Genomic DNA, 21260 nt, shown 5'->3' on the forward strand with positions numbered 1-21260 from the left:
GGGTGCGTGGGTGCGTGGGTGGGTGGTCGGAGCGCGGGTGGGGGCGGGTTCCAGGGGGGTTGGTGGTGGGTCGGGGGCCCGGGGTGGACATCGTGCAGGATATACGGTGCAAAAGGTGCAAGGTGGGCGGTGGGGGCGCCGGGTTCGGCGATTGCGGACAGGAACCGACCGCAAGGGTGGTTAGCGTGGCCGGTATGGACGCTACGACCCGTGCGCTCGGCCGGGCCACCCTCGCCCGCCAGCTCCTCCTCGAACGTGCCGAGACGTCCCCCGAGGACGCCGTGGCCCACCTGCTCGGCCTCCAGGCCCAGAACGTGAAGCCGCCGTACTTCCAGCTCTGGTCCCGGCTGCGCGGCTTCGAGCCCGAGTCCCTGTCCGCCCTCATGGAGTCGCGCCGGGTGGTCCGCATGGTCACGATGCGCTCCACCATCCACACCCACACGGCCGAGGACGCCCTCACCCTGCGCCCCCTCGTCCAGCCCGCCCGGGACCGGGAGCTCACCAACTTCCGCAAGGGCCTCGACGGCGTCGACCTCGACCGCCTGACCGAGCTCAGCCGGGCCTTCGTCGAGGCCGAGCCCCGCACCATGCAGGAGATCCGCACCGAACTGCTCACCCACTGGCCCGACGCCGACCCGCCGGCCCTCTCCGTGGCCGCCCGCTGCCGGCTGCCGCTCGTCCAGGTCACCCCCCGGGGCCTGTGGGGCCGCCCGGGCCAGGTACGGCTCACCACGCTGCGCTCCTGGCTCGGCCGGGACGACGACTCCGCCCTGCCCGACCCCGTCGACCCGGCGGCCCGGGCCGCCCTGCTCGACCGTACGGTGCTCCGCTACCTCGGTGCCTTCGGCCCCGCCTCGGTCCAGGACATGCAGACCTGGGCCGGCCTGACCCGGCTGCGCGAGGCCTTCGAACGGCTACGGCCCCGGCTGGTCGTCCTCCGCGACGAGCGCGGTACGGAGCTCTTCGACCTCCCCGACGCCCCGCGCCCCGACCCGGACGTGCCCGCGCCCCCGCGCTTCCTCCCCGAGTTCGACAACCTCCTGCTCTCCCACGCGGACCGCACCCGGATCGTCCCGGCCGACCTCAAAGGCCGGTCGTTCCAGGGGAACCAGGCGTACTGCACGCTGCTCGTCGACGGCGTGCTCGGCGGGCTGTGGCGGCTGGACACGGCCAAGGGCCCGGCCGGAAAGCCGGCCGAGCCCGCCCCCGCGGACGGCCGCGGGACCGGCGGCACCGCCACCCTCACGGTGGAACTCTTCGGCCGCGCCTCCAAGGCCCTGAAGGAGGAGATCGCCGCCGAGGGCGAGCGGTTGCTCGCCGTCATGACTCCCGCCGCCGCGCGCTCCCTGCGTTTCGGTCCGATCAGCGGCTGACGCGCCACTGGTGTGCCGGCCCGCCCAGCGGGCACGATGCCCATGATCCACCCAGCCCGCCGATCGACACTCCGGCCCCTCGCGGGGCGGAGCCCGCCGCTCGACCGTCGACGAGGGGCTGCGGCGCCCCACCCGGCGGCCCGCGGGTCCGTACGGGTCCCACCGAGACAGCAGCAGGAGTGAGCAGTGCGGGTTCCCATGACGGTCGCGGACTTCCTCGAACGGGCGGAGCTGGGGTTCTCCGGCAGCCCCGGCGTGATCGACGAGCCGAACCAGCCCGGTCCGCCGGTGCCGGAGTCGACGTACGGGCGGCTGGGCGACCGCGTCCGCGCCTGGCAGGCGGGCTTCGACGCGCTCGGGGTGGGTGAGGGCGAGCGGGTGGCGGTGGTCAGCCACAATTCGGCGCGGCTGCTGGAGCTGCTGTTCGCGCTGCCGATGAGCGGCCGGATCTGCGTACCCGTGAACTTCCGGCTCAAGCCGGACGAGGTCGAGTACGTGGTGCGGCAGAGCGGGGCGTCGGTCCTGCTCGTGGACCCGGAGCTGGACGAGGCGCTGGCCGGCGTCACGGTGCGGCACCGGTTCGTGCTCGGTGCCGAGACCGACACCGTGCTGATGCGGTTCGGTGTCGAGCCGCGCCCCTGGTCCCACCCGGACGAGGACGCCACCGCGACGATCAACTACACGTCAGGCACCACCGCCCGCCCCAAGGGCGTGCAGCTCACGCACCGCAACATCTGGGTCAACGGCCTGACCTTCGGCCTGCACACCCGCGTGTGGGAGCGCGACGTCTACATGCACACGCTGCCGATGTTCCACTGCAACGGCTGGGGCATGCCGTACGTGATGGCCGGACTCGGCGTCAAGCAGGTGGTCCTGCGCAAGGTCGACGGCGCGGAGATCCTGCGCCGGGTCGACGAGCACGGCGTCACCCTGATGTGCGGCGCGCCCGCGGTGTGGAACGCGGTCCTCGACGCCGCGGCCTCCTGGGAGGGCGAGATCCCCGGCCGCGACCGGGTGCGGATCGTCTGCGCGGGAGCCCCGCCGCCGAGCCGGACGATCCAGCGGGTGGGCGAGGAGCTGGGCTGGGAGTTCACCCAGATCTACGGCCTGACGGAGACCTCGCCGCTGCTCACCTTCAACCGGATCCGGCCGGGCGACGCGGACCTGCCGCCCGAGCAGCGGGCCCGCAAGCTGTCCCGCGCGGGTCTGCCGGCGCTCGGCGTCAAGCTGAAGGTGTCCGAGGAGGGGGAGGTCCTGGCGCGCTCGAACGTCGTCCTGGACGGCTACTGGGAGAAGCCCGAGGAGACCGCGGCGGCGCTCCGGGACGGCTGGTTCCACACCGGCGACGGTGGCACGGTGGACGAGGCCGACGGCCACCTGACGATCTCCGACCGCAAGAAGGACGTGATCATCACCGGTGGCGAGAACGTGTCGTCGATCGAGGTGGAGGACACGATCTTCAGCCACCCTGCGGTCGCGGAGGTCGCCGTCATCGGGGTCCCGCACGAGAAGTGGGGCGAGACGATCAAGGCCCTGGTGGTCCTCGCGGAGGGCGCGACGGCTGACGAGGCCGAGATCATCGCGTACTGCAAGCAGCGCATGGCCGGTTACAAGGCGCCGACCTCGGTGGAGTTCCGCGAGGTCATCCCGCGCACGGCCACCGGGAAGATCCAGAAGTTCAAGCTGCGCGAGCCGTACTGGGCCGGGCTGGACCGCGGGGTCAACTGAGGCCCGCTCCCCCGCGGGGCCGCCGCGCGCGAGCGGCGGCCCCACGGGAGCGGCGGCCCCCCGGGAGCGGCTGCCCCGCGGGAGCGGCGGTCCGCGGGAGCGGCGGCCCCGCGGGAGCGGTGGTCCGCGCCGCCGATCAGGCCGGCAGGACCGCCTCGATGGCGGTGACGACCTCGTCCGACTCGGGGTCGGTGCGCGGCCGGAAGCGGTTCACGACCTGGCCGTCAGGTGAGATCAGGAACTTCTCGAAGTTCCACTGGACGTCGCCGGCCTCGCCGTCCGCGTCCGGCGTCTTGACGAGCTCGACGAACAGCGGGTGCCTGTTCTCGCCGTTGACCTCGCTCTTCTCCAGCATCGGGAAGGTCACGCCGAAGCCGGCCGCGCAGAAGGTCTGGATGTCCTCGGCCGTGCCCGGCTCCTGGCCGCCGAACTGGTTGCACGGCACGCCGATGACGGTGAAGCCCTTCTCGGCGTACTTGAACTGGAGCCGCGCGAGGCCCGAGTACTGCGGGGTGAGGCCGCACTGGGACGCCGTGTTCACGACCAGGACGGCCTTGCCCTTGTACGGCGCCAGGCTGGTGGGCTCGTCGGACAGGGTGGTCAGGGGGATGTCGTACAGGCTCAAGACGTCTCCTCGGCAGGACGGGCGTGTGCCGTCGATCATGCCCCATCAGCGCGCCGGGCCCGGCACCCCCCGGGTCTAGGCTCCCTTCGCGACGAGTGCGTCGGCCGGGTCGTTCACCGGCTGCGGGGACCCGGTCAGGTCCATGACGAACAGCGGTATGCCCAGCTCGTCGGCCCGTGCCCGGGCCGCCTCCGTGTAGCCGGCCAGGGCGAAGTACGCACTGGTCGCGGAGGCGGTCAGGCCGTTCAGCCACACGCACTCCACCGCCCGCAGGTCCGCCGGCGCGGTGGTCGGGTCCACCTGCGCGACCAGCCCCGGGGCCCGCAGGTCCACCACCTCGGAAGGGATGGGCCGGGCGTCAGGCTGGCGCACGTCGCGGAAGCCGAGCCAGCGCAGGTAGAGCGCGGCGGCCGACACGGCGTCCCGGGCGGTACGGATGGTCAGCGGGCGGAAGGCGGGCCGCGGGACCGGCACCCCCGCCGGGCCGGAGGGCGTCCCGGCGGACCGGCCGTCGGGTGCGGGGGCTCCCCGGGGCGTCGTACGCGCGTCCTGGCCGGTACCGGCGGCAGCGGCGGTCGGCGCGCCCCGCCCCGGCCCCGTACCGCCGCCGGGGTCCGTGCCGGCACCGGGGCCCGTACCGGAGGCGCCCGCCCCGCCCGGCGCCGCCGCCACCTCCGCCGCGGAATCCGTCCCGGACGGGGAGCCGGAGGCCGCACCGGCCCCGGCACCGGAGGCCGCCCCGGACGCCGGGCCGGACGCCGGGCCGGACGCCGCACCCGAGGGGCCGCCGACGGCCGGCCCGTGAACCGCCCCGGAGGCAGCCCCCGAAACCGCCCCGGAAGCCCCGCCGGGTGCGCCGGCGCCCTGCTCCTCGCTCCCCGGCGGCCGGACCGCCAGCCGCACCACCGTTCCGCACGAGCAGCCCACCTCCGGCTGCGGCCAGTGGTCCTCGCGCCCGCACGACGGGCACCGCACCGCGACCCACGTGTCGTCCCAGTTGCGGTGCGTCAGCGGGACCGGAGCGGCCACCGGGTCGAGCGGCGGCGTGACCGGCGAGCCGCAGGCGCACGGGAAGACCGGTGGCACGTACGTGTTCTCGCGCCCGCACGCCGGACAGCGCACCGGAAACGTCTCGCCCACCCTGGCCGCCATACCTGCCCCACCTCCGCTTGCGCGGCCGCCTGCCGGCGGACCGGTCGTCGCTGTGCGTACTCCATCGTCCACGACGCGCGACGAGGCGGGTGCCCGGTCGCCGGGATTCGTGCAAACGACGGGGCCTTACGCGGCTTTTGGTGGCTTCCGGTGTCCGGACGCGCCTTGACGGCCTCGGGACTCGCCTCCTAGATTGTTTCGTATAGCAGAACTGAACTTCCGGATGCCGGAAAAAGCCTGATCGCAGGAGTGCCAGATGCCCCGTATGACAGCCGCCGCCGCGGCAGTTGAGATCCTCAAGCGCGAAGGAATCACGCAGGCCTTCGGCGTGCCCGGTGCCGCGATCAACCCCTTCTACCGCGAGCTCAAGAACGTCGGCGGCATCAACCACACGCTGGCCCGCCACGTCGAGGGCGCCTCCCACATGGCCGAGGGCTACACCCGCGCCAGGGCCGGCAACATCGGCGTCTGCATCGGCACCTCCGGCCCCGCCGGCACCGACATGATCACGGGCCTGTACTCCGCCATCGCGGACTCCATCCCGATCCTGTGCATCACCGGCCAGGCCCCGGTCTCGAAGCTCCACAAGGAGGACTTCCAGGCCGTCGACATCGCCACGATCGCCAAGCCGGTCACCAAGGCCGCCACCACGGTCCTGGAGGCCGCCCAGGTCCCCGGCGTCTTCCAGCAGGCCTTCCACCTGATGCGCTCCGGCCGTCCCGGCCCGGTCCTCATCGACCTGCCGATCGACGTCCAGCTGACCGAGATCGAGTTCGACCCGGAGACCTACGAGCCGCTGCCGGTCTACAAGCCGCAGGCCACCCGCGCCCAGGCCGAGAAGGCCCTGGGCTTCCTGCTCGAGTCGGAGCGCCCGCTGATCGTCTCCGGCGGCGGCATCATCAACGCCGACGCCTCCGACCTGCTGGTCGAGTTCGCCGAGCTCACCGGCATCCCGGTCATCTCCACCCTGATGGGCTGGGGCACCATCCCGGACGACCACGAGCTGGCGGCCGGCATGGTCGGCGTCCAGACCGCGCACCGCTACGGCAACGCGACCTTCCTGGAGTCGGACTTCGTCCTCGGCATCGGCAACCGCTGGGCCAACCGCCACACGGGCTACAACCTGGAGGCGTACACCAAGGGCCGCAAGTTCGTCCACGTCGACATCGAGCCCACCCAGCTCGGCAAGATCTTCGCCCCGGACTACGGCATCGCCTCCGACGCCAAGGTCGCGCTGGAGCTCTTCATCGAGATCGCCAAGGAGTGGAAGGCCGCGGGCAAGCTCCCCGACTTCACCGCCTGGGCCGCCTCGGCGCAGGAGCGCAAGGCGACGCTGCAGCGCCGCACGCACTTCGACAACATCCCGATGAAGCCGCAGCGCGTGTACGAGGAGATGAACAAGGCCTTCGGCCCGGAGACGCGCTACGTCACCACCATCGGCCTCTCCCAGATCGCGGCCGCGCAGTTCCTGCACGTCTACAAGCCGCGCCACTGGGTCAACTGCGGTCAGGCCGGCCCGCTCGGCTGGACCATCCCGGCCGCCATCGGTGCCGCCACCGCGGACCCGGAGACCCCGGTCGTCGCCCTCTCCGGCGACTACGACTTCCAGTTCATGATCGAGGAGCTGGCGGTCGCCGCCCAGCACAAGGTCCCCTACGTCCACGTCCTCGTGAACAACGCGTACCTGGGCCTGATCCGCCAGGCGCAGGGCGGCCTCGGCATCAACTTCGAGGTCAACCTCGAGTTCGAGAACATCAACACCCCGGAGATCGGCGTCTACGGCGTCGACCACGTCAAGGTCGCCGAGGGCCTGGGCGTCAAGGCCATCCGCGTCGAGGACCCGAACAAGCTGGGCGAGGCGCTGGAGGAGGCCAAGAAGCTGGCCCAGGAGTTCCAGGTCCCGGTCGTCGTCGAGGCGATCCTGGAGCGCGTCACCAACATCGCGATGAGCAAGACGGTCGACATGAGCGACGTCACCGAGTTCGAGGAGCTCGCGACCGAGCCGGGCCACGCCCCGACCGCCATCAAGGCCCTCCAGGTCTGACCGCACACGTGAGGTCCTGAGACCCTGCCCTCTCGGGACCTCGCACCACAGAACGACCCCCGCCCTTCGCTCCGGAGGGGCGGGGGTCGTTCTGGTTTGGGGGGAGGGGGCGCGGAGGTGCATGGGGCCGGCTCTCAGTTCGTGCAGCGGGCTGTGGGGGGGGCGTTGTTCGTGCGCAGGTGTCCCGGCCGTCGTGGGGCTCTGTGGGGATGGTTGTACGGTGCCGGCGCGGCCGGGGGTGGGATCGGGCGCCGCAGCTCCGGCCCGCCTTGTGCCAGGGCCCGCTGGGGTGGGGCGCCGCTGTGCCGCGGGTGGGCTGCGGCCCGTCGGTTGCGGGGTGGGCTGCGGTCCGCCGGTCGGGGGCTGGGCTACGGCCCATCGGTCGGGGGTGGGCTGGGGCCCGTCGGTCGGGGGCCAGGTACGCCCCGTCGGGCGGGCTTCTGCGGCGTGCCCCGGTCGGGTGTGCGGGGCCGGCCTCGGGTTGGGCTCGCTTCGGGGTCGGCCTTCCCGTGGTGTGTGGTTCCCTCGGCGCTTGACAGGGGTGGCCTGCAGGCCTCCCCCCAGGGCTGCGGGAGCTGCGACGGCGCCTACGACTCCACGCCCTGTACATGCGCAGGCACACGGCAGAGCGCCGGGTCACGGGACCGTCCGTGACCCGGCGCTCGGCCTGGGTGATGATGACCGCCCGACGGAACGAGGCTGGCGCGACAGGACGTTCGCACCGCCGGGCGGGGTTTGTGGGTCGGGAGGTTCCTCCGGCGCCCGAGGGCGCGGGGATCGCTCCTTATATACAGGGGGCTCTGTGCGTGGCCCCTGTATATAAGGAGCGGCTGGGACCGTGGCGGCGAGCGACGGGAGTCCCGGTGTCCGTCCCCCTCAGGTCAAGGGACGGGCCTTTGGACGCCCATTACCACCGCACTGGCTCGCAAGCCGCCACGGTCCTCGTCCTGAACCCGTAACCGACGAACCACCCCTCATCCGGGTCCGCGGTGCCGGGCTCAGCGCCTGGATCCTGACCTCCCGTCAGGTCCCAGGCGCGGCCTGGATGGGCTCAGTCCTCGCGCAGGGCGCGGACGGCCTCCTCGACGCGCTTGCCGTAGTCGGCGTCGGCGGCGTGGAAGTGAGCCAGGTTCTTCTCGATGACGTCCTCGCGGGAGACCTGGGACAGGCCGCCGGCGATGTTCGCCACCAGACGCTGCTTCTCGTCCTCGGACATCAGGCGGTAGAGCTCACCGGCCTGGAAGAAGTCGTCGTCCTTGGTGTGGGCCGGGGCGGCGTGGGTGCCGGTGTAGCCGGAGACCGCCAGCGGGGCGCCGAGCGCGTCGCCGGTCTCGGCCGGGCCCTGGTACGAGTTGGGCTCGTAGTTCTTGTCGTGGCGCGAGCCGTTGCGCAGCGCCATGGCGCCGTCGCGGCCGTAGTTCTGCGCCGTGGTGGCCTTGGGGGCGTTGACCGGCAGCAGGGTGTGGTTCACACCGAGGCGGTAGCGCTGGGCGTCCGCGTACGCGAACAGGCGGCCCTGGAGCATCTTGTCCGGCGAGGCGGTGATGCCCGGGACGAAGTTGTTCGGGGAGAAGGCGGACTGCTCGACCTCGGCGAAGACGTTCTCCGGGTTGCGGTCGAGGACCAGGCGACCCACGCGCTGCAGCGGGTAGTCGGCGTGCGGCCACACCTTGGTGAGGTCGAACGGGTTGAAGCGGTAGTCCGCGGCCTCGGCGGCCGGCATGATCTGGACGTAGAGGGTCCAGGACGGGTTCACGCCGCGCTCGATGGCCTGGAGCAGGTCGGTCTGGTGCGAGTTCGCGTCGCTGCCGACGACCTCGGCGGCCTGCTCGGAGGACAGGCAGCGGATGCCCTGGTTCGTCTTGAAGTGGTACTTGACGAAGAAGGCCTCGCCCTGGGCGTTGGTCCACTGGTAGGTGTGGGAGCCGTAGCCGTTCATGTGGCGGTAGGAGGCCGGTATGCCGCGGTCACCCATCAGCCAGGTGATCTGGTGCGTCGCCTCGGGGGCGTGCGCCCAGAAGTCCCAGACGTTGTCCGGCTCCTGCTTGCCCGTGAAGGGGTCGCGCTTCTGGGAGTGGATGAAGTCGGGGAACTTGATCGGGTCCTTGATGAAGAACACCGGGGTGTTGTTGCCGACGAGGTCGTAGTTGCCGTCCTCGGTGTAGAACTTCAGCGCGAAGCCGCGCGGGTCGCGGACGGCGTCCGCGCCACCGAGGGAGTCGGCGACGGTGGAGAAGCGCAGGAAGGTCTCGGTCTTCTTGCCGACCTCGGACAGGAACTTCGCCGAGGTGTAGGCGGTGACGTCGTCGGTCACCTCGAAGTAGCCGTACGCGGCCGAGCCGCGGGCGTGCACGACGCGCTCCGGGATGCGCTCACGGTTGAAGCGGGCGAGCTTCTCGAGGAGCTGCTGGTCCTGGATGAGGAGCGGGCCACCGACGCCGGCGGTGGCGGAGTTCTGGTTGTCGGCGACCGGGGCGCCGGACTCGGTCGTAAGCACGCGCTTCGACATGGTGACCTTCCGTACGGGAGCTGCTGACGGAAAGCGTCTTCCGCCATGCGGATGAGCCTAATTTCCGGCTGAACGCAGCGTCAACAGTTTGTTGAAGAAAGTTGAAGGGGTGATCCGGACGGCGTCGGCGCTTGGGCGCGACAGGACAGGTTGTCAGCGCCGACGCCATCCGGAAACTCAGTTCCCCGAAGGGATCGCACGTCCCCTCGCGGGGGCCCGGACCTGCTCGGAAGCGGTCTCGGACCCCGTGCGCGAGCCGGGTCCTCAGACCCCGTGCGGGAGCCGGGTCCTCAGACCCCGTGCAGGAGCCGAGTGCTCAGCCCCCATGCAGGAGCCGGGTGCTCGGACCCCGTGCGGGAGCCGGCTGCTCAGACCTGGGCGCCCGAGAGGCGCTCGACGGCGCGCAGCAGGGCGGAGTGGTCCAGGCCGCCGTCGCCCTGGGCGCGCAGGGAGGCGACCAGCTGGGCGACCACGGCGCCGACCGGGAGGGCCGCACCGACGTTGCGGGCGGCGTCGGTGACGATGCCCATGTCCTTGTGGTGCAGGTCGATCCGGAAACCGGGCTTGAAGTCGCGGTTCAGGAAGTTGTCCTTCTTGCGGGTCAGCACCGTGGAGCCGGCCAGACCGCCGTTGAGGACGTCCAGGGCGGCCTGGAGGTTCACGCCGGACTTCTCGAGGAAGACGACGGCCTCGGCGCAGGCCTGGATGTTGACCGCGACGATGAGCTGGTTGGCGGCCTTCACCGTCTGGCCGGAGCCGTGCGGACCGCACAGCACGATGACCTTGCCGAGCGCCTCGAGGATCGGGAGGGCCTCGTCGAAGTCGGCCTGCTCGCCACCCACCATGATCGACAGGACGGCCTCGATGGCGCCGGCCTCGCCGCCGGAGACGGGGGCGTCGATGACGCGGATGCCCTTCTCCTTGGCGTTCTTGGCCAGGTCGACGGAGGTCTGCGGGGTGATCGACGACATGTCGATGACCAGGGCGCCGGGCCTGGCGTTCTCCAGGATGCCCTCGGGGCCGTAGGAGATGGCCTCGACCTGCGGGGAGGCGGGCACCATCGTGATGATCACGTCGGCGTCCTTGACGGCCTCGGCGATCGAGCCGGCCGCGGAGCCGCCGGCGGCCGCGAGGCGGTCCAGCTTGTCCTGCTCCAGGGTGAAGCCGGTGACCGAGTAGCCGGCCTTCAGGAGGTTCTCGGACATGGGGGAGCCCATGATGCCGAGGCCGATCCACGCGATCTTGGGGAGGTTGCTCATGACGAGGGTTCCTTCTCTAAAGCTTCGTACGAAAAGTTCGGGGGGCGCCCGGTCGTTCGTCCGGACTTTCCGGCCCGGGTGGGGCCGGTGGCCCGTGCCGCTGCGTGGCCGCTACCGGGCCGCGCGGGCCTCGGCGGGCAGCCAGGCGAAGGACGCGGCGGCGTCGGCGGCCTTGTACTCCAGGCCCACGTAGCCGTCGTAGCCGGCCTTCCGGAGCTGGTCGAGGAGGTCCTCGAGGGGCAGCTCGCCGGTGCCCGGGGCACCGCGGCCCGGCTTGTCCGCGATCTGGACGTGCCCGGTCTTGGCGGCGTACTTTTCGATGACCTCGGAGAGGTCCTCGTCGTTCATCGCCAGGTGGTACAGGTCGAGCAGGAACTTGGCGTTCCCCAGGCCCGTGGCCGCGTTCACCTTGTCCACGACCTCGATCGCGGACGGCGCGCTCACCAGCGGGTAGAGCGGCGACTCGGGCTTGTTGAGGGTCTCGATCAGGAGGATCGCACCCACCCGGTCGGCGGCGCGGGCCGCGACGACCAGGTTCTCCAGGGCGAGTTCGTCCTGGACGGCCGGGTCCACACCCTCCACGCGGTTGCCGTAGAGCGCGTTCAGCGCCTTGCAGCCCACCGAGGCCGCGAAGTCCGCGGCGACGTCGATGTTGGCGCGGAAGCGCTCGGACTCCTCGCCGGGTACGGACAGCGCGCCGCGGTCGGGGCCGGGCAGCTGGCCCGCGTAGAAGTTCAGCCCCACCAGCTGGGTGCCCGCGTCCTCAAGAGCCTTCTTGAGGGCGTCGAGCTCGGCCTGGGCCGGCGTGGGGGTGTCGATCCAGGGCCACCACAGCTCGACCGCGGTGAAGCCGGCCGCGGCGGCAGCCGCAGGACGCTCCAGGAGCGGGAGTTCCGTGAAGAGGATCGACAGGTTCACATCGAAGCGCTGGTCCGTGTATCCCATGAGGGGTCGGCGCTCCTTCCGTATTGCGGAAGTTACTTTCTGCTTGATGGAAGGTTGCATGGGCTGCGGGGCTGATGTCAAGTGGGCGCTGCCGGTTTTCGCGTACCTCGGGGTAGCTTGACCGCGTGCGATTGAGAGTGGAGTTCACGACCGAGCCCTTCGACCTCGACGAGGCCCCGGCCCACGCCGTGGCGGCCCGCGGCGTCATCCAGAAGGCGCAACTGGACGCGGTGGACGTCGGTCCCTTCGGCAACACCGCCGAGGGTGAGGCCGGCGAGGTGCTGGCGGCCGTCACCGCGCTGCTGCGCGACTCGCTGGAGGCCGGGGCCACCCGGGTGTCGCTCCAGGTGAACGTGATCGGAGAGGGCGACTCATGACCGAGCCCCGCGACCACCCGTTCGTCACCGCGGTCAAGCCGCTGGTCGACGCCATGGGCGGCGAGCTGATGGATCCGGCCCGGGCGGCGCCCGACGACGTCGTGCTGGCCTGGGAGGGCGAGGACGTGGTCGCCGTGCGCCTGCCTCAGCTGTCGGAGTCCCTGGACCACATCCTGGCGGCCCTCGAGCGGCGCCACGGGATGCCGCTCGCCGAGCTGGACCGCAAGACCAAGCAGGACGTGGTGCGCATACTGGAGGCGCGAGGCGCCTTCTCGGTGCGGCACGGGGTCGAAACGGTCGCGGGTGCGCTCGGCGTCAGCCGCTTCACGGTCTACAACTACCTGAACCGCGAGAACCCCAACAAGAACACCCGCGGGTGAGGGTCCCCTCACCCCGCGTCATGAGCCGCCGCCCGAAAGAACCGGGCGGCGGCTTTTGTGTACCCGAAATTTCAACAAAGTGTTGACGCGGTGTTGCGGAGGGCGTTAGCTATGCGCAGCCCGTCAAAGCACATGGCCACGGAGGCTGACCCGTGACTTCGAGTACCACACCGGGCCTCGCCCGGTTCAACACCTTGGTGGACGCCGCGGCCCAGGCCGAGCTCCACGAGGTGTGCGCCAGCTCGGCTTGGGTGAGCAAGCTGCTCGCCCAGCGCCCCTACGCCAGCGCGGACGCCCTGTTCGCCGCGAGCGACGCCGCCATGGCGGAGCTCACCGCGACGGACCTGGAGGAAGCGATGGCGGGCCACCCGCCGATCGGCCGCCCGAAGCCGGGTGACCCGACCTCCGCGCGCGAGCAGCGCGGCATGGCCGGCGCCTCCGAGGAGCTCAAGGCAGAGCTGCTCGAACTGAACCTGGCCTACCAGGACAAGTTCGGCCACGTCTTCCTGATCTGCGCCACCGGTGCGACCGGTGAGCAGATGCGGGACGCGGTCAAGGTCCGGATCGAGAACACGGCCGAGGTCGAGCGGGAGATCGCCCGCGGCGAACTCGTCAAGATCAACCGGATCCGTCTGACCCGCCTCGTAGAAGGAGAGTGAGCATGAGCACCGACACCACGGCTTCGGTGTCCACGCACATCCTGGACACCAGCATCGGCCGCCCCGCGGAGGGCGTCGCCATCTCCCTGTCGGCCCGCAGCGGCCTCGGCGCGGAGTGGACGGCCCTCGGTGGCTCCGCCACGGACGCGGACGGCCGCTGCAAGGACCTCCCGGCTCTGCCGGAGGGCACCACCCACGTACGCCTCGACTTCGAGACCGAGACGTACTTCGCCAAGAAGCAAGCCGCCGAGGCGCAGCAGGACGCCCCCCGCGTAAGGGACAGCGGTACGTTTTTCCCCGAGGTCGCGATCACTTTCGCCGTGAACCCGGGCGAGCACTACCACGTACCGCTGCTGCTCAACCCGTTCGGCTACTCCGTTTACCGAGGGAGCTAGCAGACCATGCCCACGATTCTCGGCCAGAACCAGTACGGCAAAGCAGAGAACCGCGTCGTCAAGATCACGCGGGACGGCGACACGCACCACATCAAGGACCTGAACGTATCGGTCGCCCTCTCCGGCGACATGGACGACGTCCACTACTCCGGCTCGAACGCCAACGTCCTGCCGACGGACACCACCAAGAACACGGTGTACGCGTTCGCCAAGGAGTACGGCATCGAGTCCGCCGAGCAGTTCGGCATCCACCTGGCCCGCTGGTTCGTCAACAGCCAGGAGCCGATCCACCGGGCGCGCATCCGCATCGAGGAGTACGCCTGGGAGCGGATCGCGACCTCGGACGCGAACTCCAAGTTCATCGGCGCCGACGAGGTGAAGCACTCCTTCGTCCGCAAGGGCCAGGAGACCCGCGTCACCCAGATCACGTACGACGGCCAGAACTGGGAGGTCATCTCCGGCCTCAAGGACCTGATCGTCATGAACTCCACCAACTCGGAGTTCTGGGGCTACGTGAAGGACAAGTACACGACCCTGCAGGAGGCGTACGACCGCATCCTGGCCACCCAGGTGTCGGGTCGCTGGCGCTTCAACTGGACCGACGACGAGCAGCGCATGCCGAACTGGGAGAAGTCCTACGAGGCGACCCGCAAGCACATGCTCGAGGCCTTCGCCGAGACCTACTCCCTCTCGCTGCAGCAGACGCTGTACCAGATGGGCTCGCGCATCATCAACCACCGTTCGGAGATCGACGAGGTCCGCTTCTCGCTCCCGAACAAGCACCACTTCCTGGTCGACCTCGAGCCCTTCGGCCTCAAGAACGACAACGAGGTGTACTTCGCCGCGGACCGCCCCTACGGTCTCATCGAGGCGACGATCCTCCGCGACGGCGCCGACGCGCGCATCCCGGTGGACATGACCAACCTCTGACGCAACCTCTGAGGCAACCTCTGAGGCAACCTCTGACGAGGCTTCCGCGTCCCGGGGCACCGCTGTGGTCCCGGGGCGCGCCCCCCGCAACACCTACGCACTTCCTGAACTCGGCACCCGGAGCATCACACGGGGCGGCAGTACTGTCAGCTGCCAGGCCCCCGGTTTCGGCACTCAAATCCCCTGGGTCCTGCCGTGCCCGCACCGCCACTGAAAGCACGAGGAAGCCCCATGGCAGCCACTGACAGCGTGGTAGAGCGCATCGTCATCGAGAACTGTGCGATCGCAACCGTCGACGCCAACGACACCGAGTACGCCTCGGGTCACATCGTCATCGCAGGCAACCGGATCGAGGCCGTCGGCGCGGGCAAGGCCCCCGAGAACCTCGAGAACGTGGTACGCCGCATCGACGGCACCGGCCACCTCGTGACGCCCGGTCTGGTCAACACGCACCACCACTTCTATCAGTGGATCACGCGCGGGCTGGCCACCGACCACAACCTCTTCAATTGGCTCGTCGCGCTCTACCCCACCTGGGCGCGCATCGACGAGCAGATGGCGTACTCGGCGGCGCAGGGCTCCCTGGCGGCGATGGCCCGCGGCGGTGTCACCACCGCGATGGACCACCACTACGTGTACCCGAAGGGCGCCGGCGACCTCTCCGGCGCGATCATCCGCGCCGCGTCCGAGATGGGCGTCCGCTTCACCCTCGCCCGCGGCTCCATGGACCGCAGCGAGAAGGACGGCGGCCTGCCGCCGGACCACGCGGTCGAGACCCTCGAGGGCGCGCTCGCCGACACCGAGGCGACCGTCAGGAAGTTCCACGACGCCTCCTTCGACGCCATGACCCAGGTCGCCGTCGCCCCCTGCTCCCCGTTCTCGGTCTCCACCGAACTGCTCAAGCAGGGCGCCGAGCTGGCCCGCCGCCTGGGTGTGCGCATGCACACCCACGGCAGCGAGACGGTCGAGGAGGAGAAGTTCTGCCACGAGCTCTTCGGCATGGGCCCGACCGACTACTTCGAGTCGACCGGCTGGCTCGGCGAGGACGTGTGGATGGCGCACAGCGTCCACATGAACGACTCCGACATCGCCGCGTTCGCCCGTACCAAGACCGGTGTGGCGCACTGCCCGTCCTCCAACGCCCGCCTGGCCGCCGGCATCGCCCGGGTCCCGGACATGCTGGCCGCGGGCGTCCCGGTCGGCCTCGGCGTCGACGGCACCGCCTCCAACGAGTCGGGTGAGCTGCACACCGAGCTGCGCAACGCCCTCCTGATCAACCGCCTGAACCCGGTGCACCGCGAGGCCGCGCTCAACGCCCGCCAGTCGCTGCGCCTGGGCACCTTCGGCGGTGCGCAGGTCCTCGGCCGCGCCGACAACATCGGCTCGCTGGAGGTCGGCAAGCTCGCCGACCTGGTGCTGTGGAACCTCAGCACCTTCCTGCACTCGTCCATCGCCGACCCGGTCACCGCGCTGGTGTTCGGTGCGGCCGCCCCGGTCACCGCGTCGTTCGTCAACGGCAAGCAGATCGTCGAGCACAACCGACTGCTCACCGCCGACGAGGACGCCATCGCCCGCTCCACGCGGGACGAGGCCCAGCGCCTCGCGCGGATCGTCGCGCAGGCCTGATCCCCACGGAATCCGGCCGGGGGGGACGGCCCCCGGCCGGCGGCCGCGGACCCGAGCGGGGTCCACGGCAGCCGATCCGGGGGGTGCGGGCGCCTTGCGCTCGCACCCTCCGGGGCGGTGACTCGTGTGCGCACGTTTCTTTCTTTGACGCCGTACGCCCAGCTCCACGGGGCGATTTGGCATGCTCCGAACAGGTACAGGTCGTGTGCCTGTCGGGCAGAACCCCCCACCCGGCGCCGCGCCGCCTTCGCACCACCTCCCTGACACCCACGTCACCCTGCTGACGTGTTAACCGACCGGAGGACGCTGTGACCACACAGCCCGGGAATCCCACAGACGAAGTCGCCGCTCCGGCGGGGCCGCATCCGGTCGACGAGACCTTGCCCCCGCTGCGCATGTTCACCAGCGGACTCCAGCACGTGGCCGCCATGTACGCGGGCGTTGTCGCCCCACCCATGATCGTCGGGCCCGCCGTCGGCCTCTCGGCCGCCGAGACCGCGTTCCTGATGGGGGCCTCGCTCTTCACCGCGGGCCTTGCCACCCTGCTCCAGACGCTCGGCTTCTGGCGCGTCGGCGCCAAGCTCCCGTTCGTCAACGGCGTCTCGTTCGCCGGCGTCACCCCGATGGTCGCCATCGGCAAGAGCGCCGGGGCCGACGCCCTCCCCGTCATGTTCGGCGCGATCATCGTGGCCGGCGTGCTCGGCTTCCTCGCCGCCCCCTACTTCGGCCGACTGGTCCGGTTCTTCCCGCCGGTGGTCACCGGCACCGTGATCACCCTGATCGGCGTGTCCCTGCTGCCGGTCGCCTTCAACTGGTCCCAGGGCGGCAACCGCCGCGCTGCCGACTACGGTTCCCTCACGAACATCGGCGCGGCCGCGGCCACGCTCGTCATCGTGCTGCTGCTGCGCCGGTTCCTGCGCGGCTTCCTCCAGCAGATCGCGATCCTGCTCGGTCTGGTGGCCGGGACCCTGATCGCGATACCCGTCGGCCTGACCGACTTCAGCCCGATCCGCGAGGCCGATCTGATCGGCTTCCCGACGCCGTTCCACTTCGGCGCGCCGCAGTTCCAGGTCGCCGCCGTCGTCTCGATGTGCATCGTGATGCTGGTCTGCATGACCGAGTCCACGGCCGACATGCTGGCGCTCGGTCGGATCGTCGGCCGACCCGCCGACGCGCGCACCATCGAGGGCGGCCTGCGGGCCGACGCCCTCGGCAGCGCCCTGAGCCCGGTCTTCAACGGCTTCATGTGCAGCGCGTTCGCCCAGAACATCGGGCTGGTCGCCATGACCAAGGTGCGCAGCCGGTTCGTCGTCGCCGCGGGCGGCCTCATCCTCATCGCCCTCGGGCTGTGTCCGGTGGCCGCCTCGATCATCGCGCTGGTCCCGCTGCCGGTGCTCGGTGGCGCCGGGATCGTGCTCTTCGGTTCGGTCGCCGCCAGCGGAGTGCAAACCCTGGCGGGCGCGGCCATGGAGAAGGGCGAGAACGCCCTGATCGTGGCGGTCGCCCTGGGCGTCGGGTTGATCCCGATCGCGGCCCCGGACTTCTACCACGCCTTCCCGAAGGACCTCCTGGTCGTGCTCGACTCCGGGATCAGCACGGGGTGCGTGGTGGCGATCGTGCTCAACCTCGCCTTCAACCACCTGGGTGTGCGGGGAGCGGAGGCCGCGGGTGCTGCCGCTGGTGGTGGAGTCGAAGCGGTGCGGGTGCACTGAGGGGCCGGCTCGGGGCGGGGACTGGTGGGGCCCGCCGGCTCGGGGCGGGGGCTGGTGGGGCCCGTCGGCTCGGGGTGGTGGGGCCGGCTCGGGCCGGTGGGTTCGGCTCGGGCTGGTGGGGCCGGCTCGGACCGGCGGGGCCGGCTCGGACCGGCGGGGCCGGCTCGGACCGGCGGGGCCGGCTCGGGCCGGTGGGGCCGGCTCGGGAGTCGGGCGATAACGGGGTCTCGTCCCCGGCCCCCGGCGCCGGGTCGGACCAGATGTCCGGGGTCACGCACCGCACCCGCCGCCCCTGCCGGTCCAGTTCCTGCGCCGTGGACTTCCGTACGTAGAGGGAGACGGCCGTGTCCGCCACGCGCAGGGCCGGCAGCCGGCGGGTCAGCTCCGCCGTGTAGCGCGAGAGGTCCTCGACCGCCCGGAGCCGCGCGGTGACCACGAGGTTCCACGGCCCGGTCGTCGACATGCAGGCCCGGGTCTCGCGCAGCCCCGCCGCCGTCGCCGCGCACTCGGGCACCTCGTGCTCCGCCACCTCCGCCCACAGCGTCGCGGACACCGGCCACCCCGAGTGGACGTGCGCCAGCACGCACTCGAAGTGCAGGGCCCCGGCCGCCTCCAGCCGGGCCAGCCGGCGCCGTACGGTCGACTCGCTCATGTCCAGCTCCCGCGCCAGCGAGGCGACGCTGCGCCGCGCGTCCCGGGCCAGCGCCATCGCCAGCGGCCGGTCCCCCTCCGTCATCGGCGCCGCCCCCGGCGCGGCGGCCGGCAGTGCCCGGCTGCCCTGGCCGAGCGGCGCCAGCTGCGCCGACTGCGCCGGGGTCAGCTGGTCCAGGCGCCAGCGGTCGGGCCCGTAGTGCACCGCCGTCACCATGGACGTACGGGTGCCCACCACGCCGGGGATGCGCTGCACGCGGCAGGAGAGGTACCGGTACAGGCCCGGCAGGTCCGGCACCACCACGTACAGCAGCAGGTCCCGGCCTCCGGTCACGTGCTCCACCCGCAGGGCGTGCGGATCCCCGGTCAGCGCCCGGCCCACCCCGGGCGCGCTGCCAGCGGCGCAGGTCACCTCGATCCAGGCCATGCTGGGCGCGTGCACCCCCGTGCGCAGGGCCAGCGCCGAAGCCCAGGCGTCGCCCGAGGCGGTCAGCCGCTCCCAGCGGCGCGCGAGGGTGTCCGGCCGGGTGCCGAGTACCGGGGCCAACCGCTCCCAGCTGGCGCGCGGAGCGAGTTGTAGTGCGTGGACGAGCGCCCGGTCGGTGTCGTCCATGGCGGAAATGGCTGAGTCCATACCTTCCCCTGGCGGTTCTCCCGGTCGTGGGGCGGGGGACCGGGGTGACGGCCGATGATCTCTCCTTCCTGCATTCAACTGGTTGCGCGGGCTGTTGCGTTGCAGTTCAGGGAAATCCGGGATCGCGCGGATCGCGCGGATCGCGCGGGTCACGGGGATCGCGCGGATCGCGCGGGTCACGGGGATCGCGCGGATCACGGGGATCACGGGGAACTCGGGGGAGGGCGCGTGGGGTCGTCCGGCTCGGGCGTTCGCGCCACGGTGCCTGCCGAACTGTCCAGCTTCGTCGGCCGTGGGCGAGAACTGGCCACCGTCGCCGCGCTGCTCGCCACGGAGCGTCTGGTCACCCTCACCGGCCCGGCGGGCATCGGCAAGACGCGGATCGCGATACGGGCGTTGCGGTCGTTGCGGGAGGGGCGCGAGGTACGGGGCGGGCGGGGTGTGGTGTGGGCCGACCTGGGCGGGCTGCCGGAGGCCTGCTGGGCCGCCCTTGAGGGCGAGTTGCTGGACGTGGTCGCCGGGCGGGACGTCCTGCTCGTACTCGACGGCTGCGAACGACTCGGCGACCTGAGCGCGGGCCTGGTCGCCGAACTCCTCCTCCGGTGCCCGCGGCTGCAGGTCCTGGCCACCTCGCAGCGGCGGCTCGGCACCGAGGGCGAAGCCGTGCTGGCGGTTCCGCCGCTGGGTGTGCCGCCGTCGGGCACCTTGACGACATCCGGTTTGTCGGCTTGGGGCTCTTCGGCCGGTACGCGGGCGCGGATCGCCGATTACCCCGCCGTACGTCTCTTCGTCGAGCGCGCCCGCGGGGCGGATCCCTTCTTCGAGATCACCCGGCGCAACGCCGAGCACGTGGCCCGCCTCTGCCGCGCCCTCGACGGCATCCCCGGCGCGCTGGAACTGGCTGCCGGGCGGCTGCACCAGTACGACCCCGAACAGGCCCTGCGCAAGCTCGCCGCCGACCCGCTGGCCTTCCTCACCGGGGGTGCGGGCCGGGGGACGCACGCTGACGCCGAGCGCAGCCACCGGCTCTGCTCGCCCGCCGAGCAGCTGCTGTGGGAACGCCTGTCGGTGTTCGCCGGCTCCTTCGACCGGGCCGCCGTCGAGGCCGTCTGCGCGTTCGGCCGGCTCGGCCGGGCGGCCGCCGGCGCGGCCCTCGCCGGGCTGGCCTCCGGGCTGCTGCTCGACACCGGCCCCGGCCGCTACCGGCTGCCGCTGTCCGTACGGGCCCACGCCGCCCGCCGGCTGTTGGCCCGTGGCGAGCAGGCCGAGGCCGCGCGGCACCACCACGCCTGGTACGGAGCCGTGGCCGACCGGGCCGCCCGGCTCTGGCAGGGCGGCCACCAGCGCGAGGCACGCGCTCTGGCCCAGCGGGAACTGCCGGACCTGTACGCGGCGATGAACCCCCTGGCCGGATCCGGCCCCGGTCCCGCACTCGAGATCGCGGTCTCGCTGTGGTTCCTGTGGGTGGCCTGCGGCCTGCTCGCCGAGGGACGCCGGCATCTGGAGCGGGCACTGGCCCTGCACCCCGCCCCGCGGCCGGCCCGCGCCCTGTGGCTGACCGCCTGGATCGCCGCGTGCCTGGGGGAGTGCGACGGCGCGGATCCGCTGCTGGTGGAGGGCTGGACGGCCGCCGTGCACGAGGGCGAGGACGCGTCGCTTGCGTACCTCGGGCACGTCCGCGGCACCGTCGCGGTGTGGGAGCTCCGTACGCGCGACGCGGTGGCGGAGTTCACCGAGGCCCTGGAGCTCCTGCCCGCGGAGCCCGGGTTCGGACCCGGCCGGGCCGCGCTCGTGGCCTCGTACACCCTGGCGCTGGCCCGGGTGGACCCGGCTGCGATACCGGTCGGGGGCGGCCCGCCGGAGCTGCCCGACGTGCCCGACGACGCTTGGGCCAGCTCGTGGATCCGGTACGCGCACGCGTCCCTCCTGCGGTCGGAGGCGCAGGCGGAGGCCGCCCGTGCGGAGCTCCTGCGTGCCCTGGAGACGCAGCTGGCGCTCGGGGACCTGCTGGGGCTGGCGGCCTCGGGCGAGCTGCTGGCCGCGGCGGTGGCCGATCTGGGCCGGCACCAGGACGCCGCCCGGCTGCTCGGCGCGGTGGACCGGATCCGGGCCGCGTTCCTGCGGGACGCCCGGGCGGTGGCCTACTGGGCCCGCGGGCGCGCGCCGCGCGAAGCGCTGCTGCGGGCCCGGCTCACCGAGCCGGTATACGAGCGGGCGTACGAGGCGGGGGCGCGGGCGGGGCTGGGGGCGCTGGTGGGGGA

Annotated in this window: 16 protein-coding genes and 1 pseudogene; 11 read left to right on the forward strand and 6 right to left on the reverse strand. The window is 71.9% G+C overall.

Annotated features, from left to right (window positions below):
* Positions 1-194: 194 nt before the first annotated feature.
* Positions 195-1373: a winged helix DNA-binding domain-containing protein gene (locus tag IF43_RS0133480; RefSeq protein WP_037891171.1), complete on the forward strand. Its 1179-nt coding sequence runs from the start codon at positions 195-197 to the stop codon at positions 1371-1373.
* 186 nt (positions 1374-1559) lie between these two features.
* On the forward strand, positions 1560-3101 hold the full coding sequence (locus IF43_RS0133485; protein ID WP_030209853.1) for an AMP-binding protein: 1542 nt from the start codon (positions 1560-1562) through the stop codon (positions 3099-3101).
* A 136-nt stretch (positions 3102-3237) separates the two neighbouring features.
* On the opposite strand, the gene IF43_RS0133490 is transcribed toward IF43_RS0133485, so the two are convergent.
* Positions 3238-3726 (reverse strand): glutathione peroxidase, encoded by a 489-nt coding sequence (locus IF43_RS0133490; protein WP_030209854.1) that lies wholly within the window; start codon positions 3724-3726, stop codon positions 3238-3240.
* Positions 3727-3801: 75 nt separating this feature from the next.
* Positions 3802-4188, reverse strand: a pseudogene (locus tag IF43_RS43260) (hypothetical protein); the annotation flags it as partial.
* A 955-nt stretch (positions 4189-5143) separates the two neighbouring features.
* On the opposite strand from IF43_RS43260, the gene gcl reads away from it, so the two are divergent.
* The gene (gene gcl / locus IF43_RS0133500) at positions 5144-6922 is read left to right on the forward strand and encodes a glyoxylate carboligase (protein ID WP_030209856.1); all 1779 of its coding nucleotides are present in this window, start codon (positions 5144-5146) and stop codon (positions 6920-6922) included.
* Between the two features lie 1051 nt (positions 6923-7973).
* Here the strand turns inward: gcl and IF43_RS0133505 are convergent.
* From IF43_RS0133505 to IF43_RS0133515, 3 genes are all read right to left on the reverse strand, one after another.
* The gene (locus tag IF43_RS0133505) at positions 7974-9431 is read right to left on the reverse strand and encodes a catalase (protein ID WP_030209857.1); all 1458 of its coding nucleotides are present in this window, start codon (positions 9429-9431) and stop codon (positions 7974-7976) included.
* A 368-nt stretch (positions 9432-9799) separates the two neighbouring features.
* On the reverse strand, positions 9800-10690 hold the full coding sequence (locus IF43_RS0133510) for a 2-hydroxy-3-oxopropionate reductase (protein ID WP_030209863.1): 891 nt from the start codon (positions 10688-10690) through the stop codon (positions 9800-9802).
* Between the two features lie 111 nt (positions 10691-10801).
* Positions 10802-11635 (reverse strand): TIM barrel protein, encoded by an 834-nt coding sequence (locus IF43_RS0133515; RefSeq protein ID WP_030209865.1) that lies wholly within the window; start codon positions 11633-11635, stop codon positions 10802-10804.
* 125 nt (positions 11636-11760) lie between these two features.
* On the opposite strand from IF43_RS0133515, the gene IF43_RS0133520 reads away from it, so the two are divergent.
* The 7 genes from IF43_RS0133520 to IF43_RS0133550 all read left to right on the forward strand — a co-directional run bounded on the left by IF43_RS0133520 (position 11761) and on the right by IF43_RS0133550 (position 17714).
* The gene (locus tag IF43_RS0133520; RefSeq protein WP_030209868.1) at positions 11761-12012 is read left to right on the forward strand and encodes a hypothetical protein; all 252 of its coding nucleotides are present in this window, start codon (positions 11761-11763) and stop codon (positions 12010-12012) included.
* Positions 12009-12392 (forward strand): helix-turn-helix domain-containing protein, encoded by a 384-nt coding sequence (locus IF43_RS0133525; protein WP_030209871.1) that lies wholly within the window; start codon positions 12009-12011, stop codon positions 12390-12392. The genes IF43_RS0133520 and IF43_RS0133525 overlap by 4 nt, the downstream gene beginning before the upstream one ends.
* A 152-nt stretch (positions 12393-12544) precedes the next feature.
* Positions 12545-13051: a 2-oxo-4-hydroxy-4-carboxy-5-ureidoimidazoline decarboxylase gene (gene uraD / locus IF43_RS0133530; protein ID WP_030209875.1), complete on the forward strand. Its 507-nt coding sequence runs from the start codon at positions 12545-12547 to the stop codon at positions 13049-13051.
* A gap of 2 nt (positions 13052-13053) precedes the next feature.
* Complete coding sequence (uraH, locus tag IF43_RS0133535; RefSeq protein WP_030209879.1) at positions 13054-13446, forward strand: hydroxyisourate hydrolase; 393 nt, start codon at positions 13054-13056, stop codon at positions 13444-13446.
* Positions 13447-13452: 6 nt separating this feature from the next.
* Positions 13453-14376 (forward strand): factor-independent urate hydroxylase, encoded by a 924-nt coding sequence (pucL, locus tag IF43_RS0133540; RefSeq protein ID WP_030209882.1) that lies wholly within the window; start codon positions 13453-13455, stop codon positions 14374-14376.
* Positions 14377-14607: 231 nt separating this feature from the next.
* Positions 14608-16002: an 8-oxoguanine deaminase gene (locus IF43_RS0133545; RefSeq protein WP_030209885.1), complete on the forward strand. Its 1395-nt coding sequence runs from the start codon at positions 14608-14610 to the stop codon at positions 16000-16002.
* 308 nt (positions 16003-16310) lie between these two features.
* Positions 16311-17714, forward strand: coding sequence for a nucleobase:cation symporter-2 family protein (locus tag IF43_RS0133550; protein WP_234332624.1), 1404 nt, complete (start codon positions 16311-16313; stop codon positions 17712-17714).
* Here the strand turns inward: IF43_RS0133550 and IF43_RS0133555 are convergent.
* Positions 17635-18999 carry an Lrp/AsnC family transcriptional regulator gene (locus IF43_RS0133555; RefSeq protein ID WP_078910656.1) on the reverse strand — a complete coding sequence of 455 codons (1365 nt, stop codon included), beginning with the start codon at positions 18997-18999 and terminating at the stop codon, positions 17635-17637. The genes IF43_RS0133550 and IF43_RS0133555 overlap by 80 nt on opposite strands.
* Before the next feature lie 261 nt (positions 19000-19260).
* Here IF43_RS0133555 and IF43_RS0133560 point away from each other — a divergent pair.
* A partial coding sequence (locus IF43_RS0133560) for a hypothetical protein (protein ID WP_234332625.1) occupies positions 19261-21260 on the forward strand: 2000 nt, incomplete at its 3' end.

The sequence above is a fragment of the Streptomyces sp. NRRL S-87 genome (assembly GCF_000719335.1).
GTDB lineage: Bacteria > Actinomycetota > Actinomycetes > Streptomycetales > Streptomycetaceae > Streptomyces.